Raw genomic sequence first — 12,884 nt, forward strand, 5'->3', positions numbered from 1 at the left:
CCGTGGCCGCACCACGCGCCAAATCGACCGTTATCCGTCTCGCGCTCGCAGCGCTCGTCTCGTTGTTCCTTGCCGCCCCGGCCCTTGCCGGGGAGGGCTGGACGGTGAACCTCAAGGCCGACCCATACGGTCCGCAGCGCTTTCTGGCCGTGGACAAGTCCTCGCAGACGTTCTGGATCTTCGAGCAGAAGAGCCCGCTGCAGCCGGTGAAGCAGCTTCCCTGCACCACGGGGCAGGAGCCGGGCACCAAGTGGCGCGAGGGCGACCTCAAGACCCCCGAGGGCGTCTACTTCATCAAGGAACGCATCGGCGGCGGCCTGGATTTCGGCCTCTACGGCGACCTGGCCTTCACGCTCAACTATCCCAATCCCATAGACATCATCAACGGCCGCAAGGGTTCGGGCATCTGGATCCACGGCCGGGGCCGCCCCATCACGCCCAACGAGAGCAAGGGCTGCGTGGCCCTGAACAACCCCGACATCAAGGACCTGGACCCCCAGCTCACCAAGCGCATCCTGCCCGTGGTCATCGCCAATGAGGTCCACTGGTCCAAGGACAACCCCACCGCCACCAAGGAAGGCCAGGAAGTGGTGGCCGCCACCCTGGAATGGGCCAAGGCGTGGTCGCGCAAGTCCGAGGATTTCTTCGCCTTCCACGACGCGGCCAAGTTCTCCGTGTCCACGGGCGAGCCCTTCGACACCTTCCGGTCCCACAAGCGCCAGCTCTTCGCCAAGCTGCCCTGGATACACGTGCTCATCGACGACGTGCGCGCCGTGCAGGGGCCGGACTACTGGGTGACCTACTTCGGCCAGCTCTACCGTTCCCCCACGCTCTCCAGCGAAGGAATCAAGCGCCTCTACTGGCAGCGCAACGAGCAGGGGCGCATGGTCATCGTGGGCATGGACTACGACGAGATTTCGCTTGGGCTCGAGGGCAAGTACCTCTCCCGGGTGCGCGACGACGTGGCCAAGGTGGTGGAGGCCTGGCGCAAAGCCTGGGAAGGTGGCAAGGTGGCCGAGTACATGCAGTTCTACGACGAGAACGCCGTACAGGGCGACCGCAAGGGCAAGGCGGCCATCCGCGAGCAGAAGCAGCAGCTCTGGGCCGGGTCCAAGGCGCCCAGGAAGGTGGCTCTGCGCGACATGAAGTTCTCCCTGGCCCAGGACGGCGTGCAGGTCGAGTTCGTGCAGGAGTACGCCAGCAAGGACGGCAACTCGGACAAGGGCAGGAAGAAGCTGGTCTTGGGCCCGGTGGGCAACGGGTGGTCCATCCTGGATGAGGATTGGAGCAAGATGTAAATGTCAGGCTCGGGCAAGTTGAACCTCATCTGGTTCCGCGACGAGGAACCTGCCAAGCGCCTGCGCGTGAGGCCCGGCTGGATTCGGGCTTTCACCTATTTTCTGGTGCTGGTGGTGCTCGGCGCGGGCGGGGGGATTTTCACGGCCTACGAATTCTGGCGGCGCTCCCAGGACATGCAGGCGGAGAAGCGCGACGTGGAGAAGCGCCTGAACGAGACGCTTCTCAAGCTCGAGCGGCTCCAGAACATCGAGAAGCTGCTCCAGACCTCCGACGCCTCGGAGATGGCCCAGCTGCTCGGCGGCCTTAACGTGGACACCCAGGCGGGCAAGGCCCCGCAGGCCGCCCCTAACGCCAAGTCCGGCGGCAAGGACGCACCGGCCGCCAAGAACGGGACGCCCGAGCGCGAACGCCCCCCGGGCTTCGACCTGGCCGATGTCATGGGCAAGGTGGACCTGGGACAGGTGGGCGTGGAGAACTTCCGGGCCAAGGTGGACGCCAAGGGCATCCATTACGGCTTCGACCTCTCCAACCTCATGCCCCAGGCGTTGTCGGGAAGCGGGCAGCTCCTGGCCGTTGGCCGCGACGGCGGCGTGATCCCGGTCCCCACCGGCAAGGAGGACCTGGGCTTCTCCATCCAGCGCTTCAAGCAGGTGTCGTCGCAGGCTGCGCTTCCCCAGGGCGTCGATCCCGGAAATCTTTACGGCTTCAGGCTGGTGCTCAGCAATGCTTCAGGCAAGACCATCTTCAGCGAGACCTATCCGCTGGCCCAGGCTCAGTAGCCTGGCGATCATCATACTGCTTCTCTCCGCCTTGCCCGCTTGGGGCGAGGTCCACACCTTTTTCCCCGGCACCCAGTACGCCCTGGACGTCCACTTCCTGAGGGGCGAGAAGCCCGGCCCCACGGTCATGGTGCAGGGCGGCATCCAGGGCGACGAGTCGGGCGGTTTCCTCACCGCACAGCTGCTCACCCGGGCCAAGGTGACGCGCGGCACGGTCATCATCGTGCCCCGGGCCAACCCCCCCTCCATCCACGAGCACGCCCGGGCCATCAACGTGGACCTGAACCGCCGCTTCGACAAGGACTACAACGAGTTCTACGAAGACCGCCTGGCCCGGCTCATCCGCTTCCTGGTGTCCCAGAGCCAGGCCCTCATCCACCTGCACGAAGGCTCCGGCTTCTACGACCCCGTGCGCAAGAGCGACCTGCGCGGCCCCCAGCGCTACGGCCAGTCCGTGATCATCGACTCCGCCGACTACAAGCGCCTGGTGCACCTGGAGCGCATGGCCCGGCAGGTGCTCGCCAAGCTCAACGAGGGCGTGACCCCCAAGGACTACGCCTTCCAGCTCTTCAACATGGACACCTTCAACGACCGCTCCAAATACCTGGAGCAGCGCAAATCGCTCACCTACTACGCCCTGTCCAACGTGGGCATTCCGGCCGTGGCCATTGAGGTGAGCAAGAACATCCCGGACCTGTCCTGGAAGGTGGCCAACCAGCTCAAGGCCACCACGCTTTTTTTGCGCCAGTTCGGCATCGAACTGGAAGTTCCGGCGGTCGCGCCCGAGGACATGAAGGCGTACCCCGCCCGCGAGGTGAAGCTCACGGTCAACGGCCGCGAGATCGTGTCCAAGGGCCAGAAGATCGCCGTGGCCCCGGGCGCTCCCTTGGACGTGCGTTGCGAGTTCCCGGCGGGCACCGCCCCCATGAATCCGGTGACGGCCGTGTTCGCCTCGGACAGGCCCGGCTACAACCTGGCCAAGTCCCCGCGCCTGCCGCTGTCTCCCTTCCAGACCCTGGACGTGCGCGCCGACGGCGTGGTCCTGGCCAAGGCGTCCCTGGAGTGGACGGGCAACTGGCCCGTGCCGGAGGCGTCGGGGCCGCCCAAGTTCGTCTGCTGGCTCCGGGGCGAGCTCAAGCTGGTCCCGGCGGGCGGCACCCTCGAGGCCGTGCAGGGCGACCAGCTTGTGCTGGAGGGCATGTGGGGGAGCAAGCGCGAGGAAGTGCTCAATCTGAAGGGCTACGTGAGCCGCGTGGGCTTAAACGACGGCCAGGACGCCGGGCAGGAGATCATCCTGGACCCCAAGAGCTTCCTGCCCCGCTATGCCAAGACCCTGCCGGGCGGCGACCTGCTCTACGAGGTGGTGCGGGAGACCTTCAAGGCGAACCGCGAGAAGTTCTTCATCCGGGTGCGTCCGCGCGAGGTGCAGGCCCTGGTGCTCACGGCCGCCGACGGCAAGGAACTCTCCCTTGCCTGGAGCCCGGGCAAGCCGCTCTCGCTTCCGCCCGGCCGCTACACCCTCAAGGACGTGCGGGGCAACGGCCCGGCGGGCATGGTGCAGCTCTTCGCGGGCAAGACGCCCGTGAAGGCCGGACAGAGCTTCTCCGTGGCGGACAAGGACGAGATCGTCCTGCGCCAGGCCACCACCTTCGCCGAGATGGGCAAGATGCCCGTCTCCGGGCGCGTGTCCCTGTCCATGGCCGGGCAAGAGAAGAGCTACTAGGGGCCGCGCGCGAAACGGCCGAGACGGAGCGCTACGGAGATGGCATTCCTCCGCTAACCGCCGCATCCACGCGGCTGATGATGCCTGCGAGTTGGCCGGACAGGCTGCGTAGGCGATGCTTTGCCTGTCCTGGGATGAACTCTCAACACAGGACTGTGCAATGTGGAAGCCAATCCTTGCCATCGCGCTCGGCTCCGTGTTCGGCGGGCTCCTCCGCTGGGGTCTTGGCCTCAAGCTCAACGGTTTTTTTCCGACAGTGCCGTTCGGCACGTTGTCGGCCAACCTGATCGCCGGCTACATCATCGGCGTGGCGGTGGCCTATTTCGCCCAGGCTCCCGGTATCGCGCCCGAGTGGCGGTTGTTCATCATCACGGGGTTCTGCGGCGGCCTGTCCACCTTCTCGACGTTTTCGGCTGAAATTGTCGCGTTGCTCCAGCGGGGGCAGTTCGTTTGGGCGCTGGGAGCCATCGGCATCCACGTTGCCGGGTCGTTGGTGATGACGGTGGCGGGCATCGCTTCCTGGCAGTGGTTCAAAACGTATTGAGGAGACATCGGCATGAACGGCTACCAGGTCACCTTCTTCACGCAGCAGGATCGCCGTCATCACGGCAAACCCTTGGCGAGCTGGCTTGTGCACTTGGCGGGCGAACTCGGCCTGCGCGGCGCCACCGTGATACCGGCCAGCGAAGGCATGGACCACCACCATCAGGTTCATTCCTCGCATTTCTTCGAGTTGGCGGATCAGCCCTTGTCGGTGGTGATGGCGGTGACGAGCGAGGAAGCCGACCGGCTGTTCGATCGGCTGAGCGCGGAGGGCGTGTACCTCTTCTACGTCAAGACAGCCGTCGAGTTCGGCGTAATCGGCACCCCCTAGCATGCAACCGGTTCCATTTCGCGAGCAGTCTTCCGCCGGCGGCGCGGGGCGCGGCCGGGCTCCGGCCGCTTCTTCCACTCGCTGTCCCGGCGTGCTACACCCGTCCCGGACCTATCCGCCAAGGAGCGCCTCATGAGCGTCCAATGGACCAAACACGACGACTCAACCTACTACCTGAGCCTGGGCAAATCCCTGCTCGTGACCACGGTCTACGACCGCCTGACGCCGCCGGGCTGGAAGGTCCAGGTGGGCCAGCGGGCGCTCAAGGACAAGTTCGGCTCCCTGGAGGACGCCCAGAAGATCGCCCTGGCCTTCGCCGAAAAGGTGGTGGCGGCCATCCGGGCGGACCTGGACTCCCTCAAGTCCCAGCCCTCGGGCGACCCTCCGGCCGGGGCATGACCCGCCGCCAAGTCCTGGCCGCGCTGGCGGTTCTCTCAAGCGCCGGGCTGGCCGCGCGCCCGGCCCGGGCCATGTCCTTCGACAGGGAGCAGGTCCGTTGCGCCACGTGCAACTACTGGGCGGGCACCCGCAAGGCCTACGCCCAGCAGCGCGTGGAAACCGAGGTGGCCGGACGGGGCCGGTGCGGCAACGTGGACAGCCTCTACCTCAACCTCTGGGTGGGGCCCCTGCACTTCTGCCCCCAATACATGACCTGGGAACAGCTCAGCAGTTAGCCGGAGCGCCACCCAGAACCTCACGCAGCTTGCCGCCGTCCTGGAGCCCCTGGATGTAGGCGAAGCGCACGTACAGGTGCCTCAGACGCTCGGAAAGCCCCTCGATCTCCGTGAGCAGGTCCTGGGCTTCGGTGCGGTCGGACTCGGGCAGAAGCTCCAGGAGCTTTTCCTGGGCCTTGCGCAGGGAGTCGAAATACTGAGGGGCTTCCTCGCCGGGCAGGGGCGCGCCCCACAGATCCTCCAGACGGGAAGAGATGATGTCCGGGAAAACGGTCTTGGGAGCGTTCATGGCTGCCCTCCTTCGCTGGGTTCAGGCCCGGCCCGGTGCGCGAAGCGAACAGGCCGGTACAAGTCGCCTGTATCGCCTATATTGCGCTTTGGTTCAACCCTGCTGCAGAAATGTGATGAAATCGCTTCGGCCGGCCAGCCTGCACTCCAGGTACAGGGCGATGTATTCGGGGTAGGTCAGGGAACGCCCGTACACGTTGTAGCGCTCCTGCCAGCCGCCGAAGTCCAGCCCGTGAAAGGCGGCCACGCCCGGGTGTATGGGCAGTTGGAAATCCTGGTACAACTCGGGGCAGGCATTTCTGAACGCGTCCGGCAACGGCTCCAGGCCGAGGAGCGCCAGCAGCGAATCCGCCGCGTGGAACATGAGCCGCCTGCCGGGGTGGTTCACGCTCTGGAAAAGCTTGTCCTGCCGGAAATTCTCCTCGATCAGGTCCACGTACCTCACGTCGCTCTGAAGCTCCTTCTCCCGCTCCCTGGCCAGCGTGTCCGCCAGAAGGGCGGCCAGGTCGTACATGCGGTCAAGGCTCGCCTTCAGGGCCACGTGCAGGGCCTCGAACTTGCCCAGGCCGCGTCCCAGAAGCTCCTCCAGCAGGCTGTCGGCGTAGTCGAACCCGGGCCGGTTGGACCAGAACGGCCAGTACCCCTTGAAAAGCATGTTGGGATAGCACAAGGTCTGCGCGCCCGGCGGCAGCTGCGCCTTGAGCGCGTCGGAGGAAAGCTCCCCCCACTCGGAGCCCAGGTGCTGGTGCAGGAAAAGACCGCAGCGGTCCAGGCTCTCCTGGGGGATGGCCTGCCGGGTGAAGTTGACGTAGTACTCCACCGCGAACGCGGCGGTGAACCCGGGCGACGAGGCCAGAAACGCCGCCAAGGTCTCCCCCTGGCAGTTGCCATGGAGGATGCACAGTTTTTTCCCGGAAAGCATGGGGCTCGCCTTTACCACAGGCGGGCCCGGAGGAGAACACATGATCACACGCGGCCAGGCGCTTGAACTCATCGAGGCCCAGAATCCCGAACCCCACATGATCCTGCACGCCCGCCAGTCCGAGGCGGTCATGCGCGCCCTGGCCGACCGCCTGGGGCAGGACCCGGACGTGTGGGGCCTCGCCGGGCTCGTCCACGACCTGGATTATCCCCAGACCAAGGATCAGCCCGAGCGCCACGGACTGGAATCGGCGGCCATGCTCGCGGGCAAGCTGCCCGAGGAGGCCGTGCGGGCCATCGCCGCCCACAATGGAGAGATGACCGGCGCTATGCCCGAAAGCGCCCTGGATTTCGGCCTGCGCTGCGCCGAGACGGTGACGGGCTTGATCCACGCGGCCGCGCTCATGCGCCCCACGGGCTACGACGGCCTGGAAGCCAAGAGCGTGAAGAAGAAGATGAAGGACAAGGCCTTCGCGCGCGCCGTGCGCCGCGAGAACATCCTGGAGTGCGAAAAGGCCGGGGTGGGCCTGGACGAGTTCCTGACCCTGGCCATCGGAGCCATGCGAGAGGTGGCGGCGTAGCGCTGCCTGGCTGGCGCAAGCGCTCGACGAAGCTGGGTTTGCCCGGTTAAGAGCGGCCAGCCCGGACGCCGGACAACCCGTTCTTCCAAATCCGATGCCAATCGACGACAGAAACGACTTATTCCGCTCTCCGCAAGGCCCGCGGCTTTGGGAGAGCTCCCCCGGCGCCATGGGCGGATGGGAGCTGGCCGTGCTCGCGTTCATCCTCCTGGCGGCCGGTTTCCTGCGTCTGTACGCCCTGGGCGTGCCCATGCTGCTGCACGACGAGGCCCTGGTCACGGGCGCGGCCGCCCAGGAATGGGGCTACATCCTGCGCCGTTCGCTGTACACCGACGCCCATCCGCCGTTCTACTACTTCCTCAACAAACTGGTCATCGCGGTGGCCTCGGACGATTTCTCCGTGCGCCTCATCTCGGCCGTGGGCGGCACGGCCGCCGTCTACGTCCTGTACCGGCTCGGGGCGCGTCTGGTCTCACGCGGAGCGGGCCTCGTCGCCGCGTCCCTGCTGGCGGTGGACCTTCTGCACGTGGCGCTGTCGCGCGCCGTGCGGCCGCACGCCCTGGTGCTGCTGCTGACCCTGGTGGCGGCGCAACGCCTGGTCGGCTTTCTCGACCGCCCGTCCGCGCGCAACGCCTGGCTGCTCATCGCGGCGAGCTTTCTGACGGCGCTGTGGCATTTCAACGGCGGCCTGGTGATCGGGAGCGAACTGGCGGTGGTGGGCGTGGCGATCCTCATGGGGGCGTTGGGGGCGCGCATGGGCCTCTTCACCGTGGCGGGCCTTGGCGCATGCCTCGCCGCGAGCGCCGCGCCGATGCTTGCGCGCATGGGGAAGTTCCCGGGCGTGGCCCTGGGCGGCAACTCCATGCTCTGGACCGCCACCCGCACCCTTGAGAACCTGCGCGCGCTGCTGGACGTGGTTCCGGTCCCCGGCGCGTGGCAGGCGCTGACCGTGCTGCTGCTGGCCGGGTTCGCGCTGCTCTGGACCAGGCGGCCCGGACCGGCCGCCGTCCTTACGGCCATGGCGGCGTTGCCCCTGGCCGCCCTGATCGCCCTGCGCTACGGCATCATCTACGAGCCGCAGCACATCGCCTTCATCCTGCCGTTCCTGCTGCTCTTCGTGGCCAGGGGGGCGCTCGCCATCCCGGTCCCCGCCACCCTTCTCGCGGCGCTCATCACCGCGGGCGGCGCGTACTTCCTGGTCACGGACAAGCACAGGGCGCTCTACGAAGAGGACTCAGGCTACATCAACCACAACTGGAGCCAGCGGTTCCTGGCCTTCGCGCTGCCGAACCCGTTCACCGAAAAGATGGTCGCGGGGTTCTATCCCGCCGAGCAGATCGACTTCATCAGCTGGGAGCTCAAGCGGCGCGGGCTGGGCGATCCGCGCCTGAACGCCGTGGGGCCGGGTGACTCCGCCGTGGAGTTCTACCTGGTCAAGCGCCTGGCCTCCGAACATACCGATTCGCGGACCATGTTCGCCATCGAGCAGGCCGGGTTCCCCCGGGTGATGGATAAACGCCTGGACTCCGGCTACTCCCTGCAGGGATTCGCCATCCCGAGGACCCCGGCGCTCGCCCTGGACGCCCTGCCTGGACGCTTCGCCATCTCCTCGGACCCGGAGTTCTTTTTCCGGCGCGTGTACGAGGCCCACGACCTGCGGCCCTATTTTTCCCCCCTGGGCAACTGCCTGTACCCCTCCCGCTTCGACAGCCCCGCCTCTTTCACCTTCCGGGTGGAGAATTCCTCGGGGCGGCTCGCGCCCAACGTGGACATCGGCCTGGTCATGGCCAACACCGCGCCGGGCAACCTGTTCGAGGTGCTCTACGCCTTCGACGGCGAAACGCCCCGCGCGGGCCTGAGCATTCGCGAAGTGGGGGCGCGCGGCACGCCCACGCTCACCCTGGGCCGCACCGCGCCGTTTCGCGTGCTGGACGTGACCGTGCGCATGCTCTGTTCGGGCGAGTCGCCGAGTTTCTACAACAATCCGGAAGCGGTGCGCTTCGACTCCATGGATATGGTCGTCAATGCCCCCGAGCCGGGCTTCGACTCGGCCGCGCCCGTGGCGGTCACGGGGCTCGGACCGGTGGAGACGGCCGGGCAGACCCGGTTCCGCTGGGGGAGCGGTCCCGAGACGGGCGTGACTTTCGAGGCGGAGGGCGGGGAGAAGTTCGTCCTGGAGATGGAGGCCCGCAGCCCCATCCCCGGGCAGCGGGTGGAGGTGGCCGTAAACGGCGCGCCCGTGAATGTCCCGGACGCGGGACTATTCCCGGAGTCCCGAAAGCTCGCGGTGCCCGTTCAGGCCCGCAAGGGCGCCAACGTGCTGAGCGTGCGCTACGCCCTGTGGAACCAGGGGAGACATGGCGCTCCCGGCGAGACCTTCGAGAAGGACGATCCGCGTTTTCTTGCTGCGTCCTTCACCGCATTCCGGCTGGTGCGGGCCCAGTCCGGAAACTGACGCGCCGGGCGCGCGGCAAAGCCGGTGCCCGGAACGTTCGAATCCTGGGCGCGACCGTTAGAACGGATTGATGGTGCGCTCCCGGGTGAAGTGCATGTAGCCCACGTTGGCTCCCAGGCGCAGGCCCACGCCGAAGCGGATGGGGGCCAGGGTGACGCTGCCCGAGCGCTGGTAGTTCATGCCGAACCCGCCCACCACGTAGGCGCTGCCGTCCACGCTGGGGTAGCGCTGGAAGATCTCCTTGACGTCGGTCATGCCGTAGACCAGGCAGAACACCTTGGAGGCGTTCACCCCCAGGTCGAAGCCCACGGACGGGCTCTGCCAGTAGACGTAGACCTTCTGGCCGTTCTTCAGGTGCAGCCAGCCCTCGCCGTAGCGCAGGCCCACCACCAACGCGCCAGCGCCCTCGTTGCCCTTGATGAAGCCGGTTGGCTCGCCGTACTTCTCGAAGGCCCGCGTGATCAGGTCGGCAAGGCCCCTGGCCCCGCCCTCGAAAAAGCCCATGACCTGCTCGTCCACTTCCTTGCGCGAGTAGGTGCTCACCTGCACCTGCTTGGCCTCGGGCATTTCCGTGACCCTGGTCGAGCTGCCCGCCGCCGGAGCCGGTTCCACGGGCGCGGGTTCTTTCGCGCCGCCGGGAGTCCAGCTGCCGTTGGAGGCGGGTTTGTCCGAGCCGAAGGGTTTGGTCGCGGGCTGGTAGGACGGCGGCTCGGCCTTGGCCGGAGCTTTGTCCGGAGCCGACGGCGCAGGGGCCTTCTCGGCAGGAGCCGGGGCGGCGGGAGCCGCCGGAGCGGGCGCGCTCTGATTGGCCGGGGCCTGGGGCTTGTCCACGCTGGGTTCGTCGGTGATGGTGCGCTCCTGCAGGGCGTAGGCGGCGGTTGCGGCGCAGGCCAGGGTCAGCAGCAGAAGGAGCGCGGCGGTCTTTTTCAAGGGGATTCTCCGTCGTTGTCGGCGGCTTACTTGCCGAGTTTGATCACCAGGCCATCGGGGGATTTCTCCACGTCCGGGTGCTTGGGGCCCTTGGGCGGGTTGGCCAGGTCCAGCACGAGGCGGAGCTTGTCCGGATGGGTGCCCACGCGGATGGCCAGGACCTGGCCGCCGGAGGGTTTGTCGGTGTTGTGGTATGCCCAGGCCCCGGGCAGGTCTATCACCAGCCTGGGCGGGGCGGTGAGCAGCAGGGCCTCGGGCTTGGAGGCGGTGGACGCCCCACGCAGTGTGATGACCAGCTCCGAGCCGGTGTCGGTTACCGTCAGCTTGTCGATAATGCGGCGTTCGGGGCCGGTCTTGGCCTTGGTCTGTTCGGCCGGTGCCTTGGCCTCGGGTTTTGCGGCCGGGCCAGCCTCGGGAGAGGCCTGACCCTGGGCGGGGGCGGCCTGTCCGGCCGGGGCCTCCGGTTTCGCCGCTTCGGGCTTGGCCTGCTCGGCGGGAGCCTGGGCCGGAGCTTCCTTGGGGGGCTGGGCTTTGGCCTGGGCCTGGGTGCGCTTGAGTTCGGCCTCGGCCTTGCGCAACTCCTCCTGGGCGCGGCGCAGGGTGTCGGCGCGGGCCTTGCGGGCCTCTTCCTCGGCCTTCTTGGCCTCGGCGGCGGCCTTGCGTTCGGCGGCCAAGCGGGCCTTGCGCTCGGCCGGGGTTTCCGGCTTCTTGGGCTTTACGGGCTCGGCCACGGGCGCTGGCGCGGGTTTTTCCTCTGCTGGAGGCGAAACGGCTGAGGGCGCGGGAGCCGGTTCCGGAGCGGGCTTCTCCGTGAAGATGGTCTGGAGCGACTTGTCCGGCTCGGCCGGAGGCTCCGAGGGCGGAGCCGCGGGGGCGGCCGGTGCCAGCGGGGCCATGACCGGGGCCTTGGTCTCGGCCGGGACCTGCACCTTGTGCTCCGGCGCAGGGGGAGCGGAAGGCGGTGCGATCGGCTGGCCCGCCTGTTGGGCGGCGTTCTGGGCCTGGACGGGCTCGGCCTGCCGGACGGACATCCTCCACCAGGCCAGCCCGCCCACCACGGCGGCGGCCAGGGCCACGGCCGCGAGGATGAGCATCTTGTCGTTGCGTGTCAGGGCCATGCGGACTCCTTGGGCCTTGCGCTATCATCCTTGGCGCGCCGTCCGCAAGAGCCCGCTTGACTGGACGCGCGCCGGGCGCGAATGTAATACGAAACGAATTCAAGGAGGCCGCCATGTCACGCCGCGTCAGGTCCGTACGCGTCCCCGCCGAGCTCGACGAGCTGGACCTCACCGGGGTCATCGCCGAGTGCGCCAAATACCTGCGGGATCTGGAATCCGCCACGCTGCTGAAAGCCCAGGGCAACCGCGAGGCCGCTGAGGCCCTGCTCAAGGCCCGCCAGGCCGATTTGGGCAAGAGGGTGGGGATGAAAGTGTGGGAGGCCCGGGTGAAGTACGGGGAGAAGCTCAGGAAGGATGTGCCGGGGGAAGCCCACGAGGGAGAAGCGTAAGGCGAAGAGAAGAGTTAAGATGCCTCCGGCGGCCAAAGGGAGTTCCTCCCTTTGGAATCCCGTCTGGCTTCGCGGGATTCACGAGGCCACCCTCAGCCGCCGCGAAAGCCGGTATCCATCCTCTGCCACGTCCACCACGTAGGCCCACGCCTCCACCCCGGCGGCCAGGGCCTGCCTGAACGCCCGGGCGTACTCCGGGTCCACGGCCTCGGCCGGGCCGAAACACTGTCCGTCCGGGCGCTGCACCGCGAAAAACACCGCCGCCCGCGCGCCGCCTCGGGCGATCCTGGCCAGCTCCCCCATGTGCTTGCTGGCGCGTTCCGAGGGAGCGTCCGGGAACTGGGCCTGGCAGTCCTCCACCATGGTCACGTTCTTGGTCTCAACGTAAAGCTCTCCGGCCGGGCCGGTGAAGAGCGCGTCCAGTCTCCCTTCCGCGAAGCGCGGCTCGGTCTTGAACGTCTCGTATCCGGCGCACTCGGGCATGAGTCCCGCCGCCCAGGCGGCCTTGAGGATGCGCGTGGGCATGGCCGTGTTCACCCCCACCCAGAACCCCGGATTTCCGGAGTTCTGGGTCCCGGAGCCCGGGAACCCGGAAGTCCGGAGCCTGACGGCCTCCACGGTGCAGGCGTGCTTGCGCGAGGGGGCGTCGCTCACGGAGAGCAGCACCTCGCTGCCGGGACGCAAAAGCCCCAGCATGGTTCCGGTGTTGTTGGTGTGGGCCGTGAACGGGCCGGAGGCGTCCTCCACGTCCATGAGGAAGCGCTTCCTGCGCCCGATGAGGCGCGCGCGGCGTATTTTCCCCCCGAAGGGTACGAGCGGACGGGAAGAATTTACTGTTTCCATTTTTTCCTCT

Annotated in this window: 15 protein-coding genes and 1 riboswitch; of the genes, 10 read left to right on the forward strand and 5 right to left on the reverse strand. The window is 67.5% G+C overall.

Going from position 1 to position 12,884, the window contains the following annotated elements; all coding sequences use genetic code 11:
- The first annotated feature begins 2 nt into the window (after window positions 1-2).
- The 7 genes from ML540_RS00470 to ML540_RS00500 all read left to right on the forward strand — a co-directional run bounded on the left by ML540_RS00470 (window position 3) and on the right by ML540_RS00500 (window position 5,349).
- Window positions 3-1,298, forward strand: a complete 1,296-nt coding sequence (locus ML540_RS00470) for a L,D-transpeptidase family protein (RefSeq protein ID WP_243357750.1) — start codon at window positions 3-5, stop codon at window positions 1,296-1,298.
- A complete protein-coding gene (locus ML540_RS00475) occupies window positions 1,299-2,078 on the forward strand; it encodes a hypothetical protein (RefSeq protein ID WP_243357751.1) in 780 nt (259 codons plus the stop codon). It abuts the gene before it with no gap.
- Between the two features lie 31 nt (window positions 2,079-2,109).
- Window positions 2,110-3,801 carry a M99 family carboxypeptidase catalytic domain-containing protein gene (locus ML540_RS00480; protein ID WP_243357753.1) on the forward strand — a complete coding sequence of 564 codons (1,692 nt, stop codon included), beginning with the start codon at window positions 2,110-2,112 and terminating at the stop codon, window positions 3,799-3,801.
- Window positions 3,802-3,827: 26 nt separating this feature from the next.
- Window positions 3,828-3,895: riboswitch (Fluoride riboswitch) on the forward strand.
- 66 nt (window positions 3,896-3,961) lie between these two features.
- Window positions 3,962-4,345 (forward strand): fluoride efflux transporter CrcB, encoded by a 384-nt coding sequence (gene crcB, locus ML540_RS00485; RefSeq protein ID WP_243357754.1) that lies wholly within the window; start codon window positions 3,962-3,964, stop codon window positions 4,343-4,345.
- A gap of 12 nt (window positions 4,346-4,357) precedes the next feature.
- Window positions 4,358-4,675, forward strand: a complete 318-nt coding sequence (locus tag ML540_RS00490) for a DUF190 domain-containing protein (protein ID WP_243357757.1) — start codon at window positions 4,358-4,360, stop codon at window positions 4,673-4,675.
- A 132-nt stretch (window positions 4,676-4,807) separates the two neighbouring features.
- Entirely contained in the window at window positions 4,808-5,074 is a 267-nt protein-coding gene (locus ML540_RS00495) for a hypothetical protein (protein WP_243357759.1), read from the forward strand.
- The gene (locus tag ML540_RS00500) at window positions 5,071-5,349 is read left to right on the forward strand and encodes a hypothetical protein (RefSeq protein WP_243357761.1); all 279 of its coding nucleotides are present in this window, start codon (window positions 5,071-5,073) and stop codon (window positions 5,347-5,349) included. The genes ML540_RS00495 and ML540_RS00500 overlap by 4 nt, the downstream gene beginning before the upstream one ends.
- Here the strand turns inward: ML540_RS00500 and ML540_RS00505 are convergent.
- Both ML540_RS00505 and ML540_RS00510 read right to left on the reverse strand, forming a co-directional pair.
- A complete protein-coding gene (locus ML540_RS00505; RefSeq protein ID WP_243357762.1) occupies window positions 5,339-5,638 on the reverse strand; it encodes a hypothetical protein in 300 nt (99 codons plus the stop codon). The genes ML540_RS00500 and ML540_RS00505 overlap by 11 nt on opposite strands.
- A 93-nt stretch (window positions 5,639-5,731) precedes the next feature.
- Window positions 5,732-6,559, reverse strand: a complete 828-nt coding sequence (locus ML540_RS00510) for a WcbI family polysaccharide biosynthesis putative acetyltransferase (protein ID WP_243357764.1) — start codon at window positions 6,557-6,559, stop codon at window positions 5,732-5,734.
- Between the two features lie 40 nt (window positions 6,560-6,599).
- On the opposite strand from ML540_RS00510, the gene ML540_RS00515 reads away from it, so the two are divergent.
- Both ML540_RS00515 and ML540_RS00520 read left to right on the forward strand, forming a co-directional pair.
- On the forward strand, window positions 6,600-7,139 hold the full coding sequence (locus ML540_RS00515; protein ID WP_243357766.1) for an HD domain-containing protein: 540 nt from the start codon (window positions 6,600-6,602) through the stop codon (window positions 7,137-7,139).
- 169 nt (window positions 7,140-7,308) lie between these two features.
- Window positions 7,309-9,594: a glycosyltransferase family 39 protein gene (locus ML540_RS00520; protein ID WP_243357769.1), complete on the forward strand. Its 2,286-nt coding sequence runs from the start codon at window positions 7,309-7,311 to the stop codon at window positions 9,592-9,594.
- A 57-nt stretch (window positions 9,595-9,651) separates the two neighbouring features.
- Here the strand turns inward: ML540_RS00520 and ML540_RS00525 are convergent, their stop codons facing one another.
- Window positions 9,652-10,524 carry a DUF1134 domain-containing protein gene (locus ML540_RS00525; protein WP_243357771.1) on the reverse strand — a complete coding sequence of 291 codons (873 nt, stop codon included), beginning with the start codon at window positions 10,522-10,524 and terminating at the stop codon, window positions 9,652-9,654.
- A gap of 26 nt (window positions 10,525-10,550) precedes the next feature.
- Complete coding sequence (locus tag ML540_RS00530; RefSeq protein WP_243357774.1) at window positions 10,551-11,642, reverse strand: AMIN domain-containing protein; 1,092 nt, start codon at window positions 11,640-11,642, stop codon at window positions 10,551-10,553.
- 113 nt (window positions 11,643-11,755) lie between these two features.
- Between ML540_RS00530 and ML540_RS00535 the strand changes: the two genes are divergently transcribed.
- The gene (locus ML540_RS00535; protein WP_243357776.1) at window positions 11,756-12,031 is read left to right on the forward strand and encodes a hypothetical protein; all 276 of its coding nucleotides are present in this window, start codon (window positions 11,756-11,758) and stop codon (window positions 12,029-12,031) included.
- A gap of 78 nt (window positions 12,032-12,109) precedes the next feature.
- Here the strand turns inward: ML540_RS00535 and sfsA are convergent, their stop codons facing one another.
- Window positions 12,110-12,874 carry a DNA/RNA nuclease SfsA gene (sfsA, locus tag ML540_RS00540; RefSeq protein WP_279343188.1) on the reverse strand — a complete coding sequence of 255 codons (765 nt, stop codon included), beginning with the start codon at window positions 12,872-12,874 and terminating at the stop codon, window positions 12,110-12,112.
- Window positions 12,875-12,884: the final 10 nt, after the last annotated feature.

Source organism: Fundidesulfovibrio terrae, from assembly GCF_022808915.1.
In the GTDB taxonomy this organism is placed as follows: Bacteria; Desulfobacterota; Desulfovibrionia; order Desulfovibrionales; family Desulfovibrionaceae; genus Fundidesulfovibrio; species Fundidesulfovibrio terrae.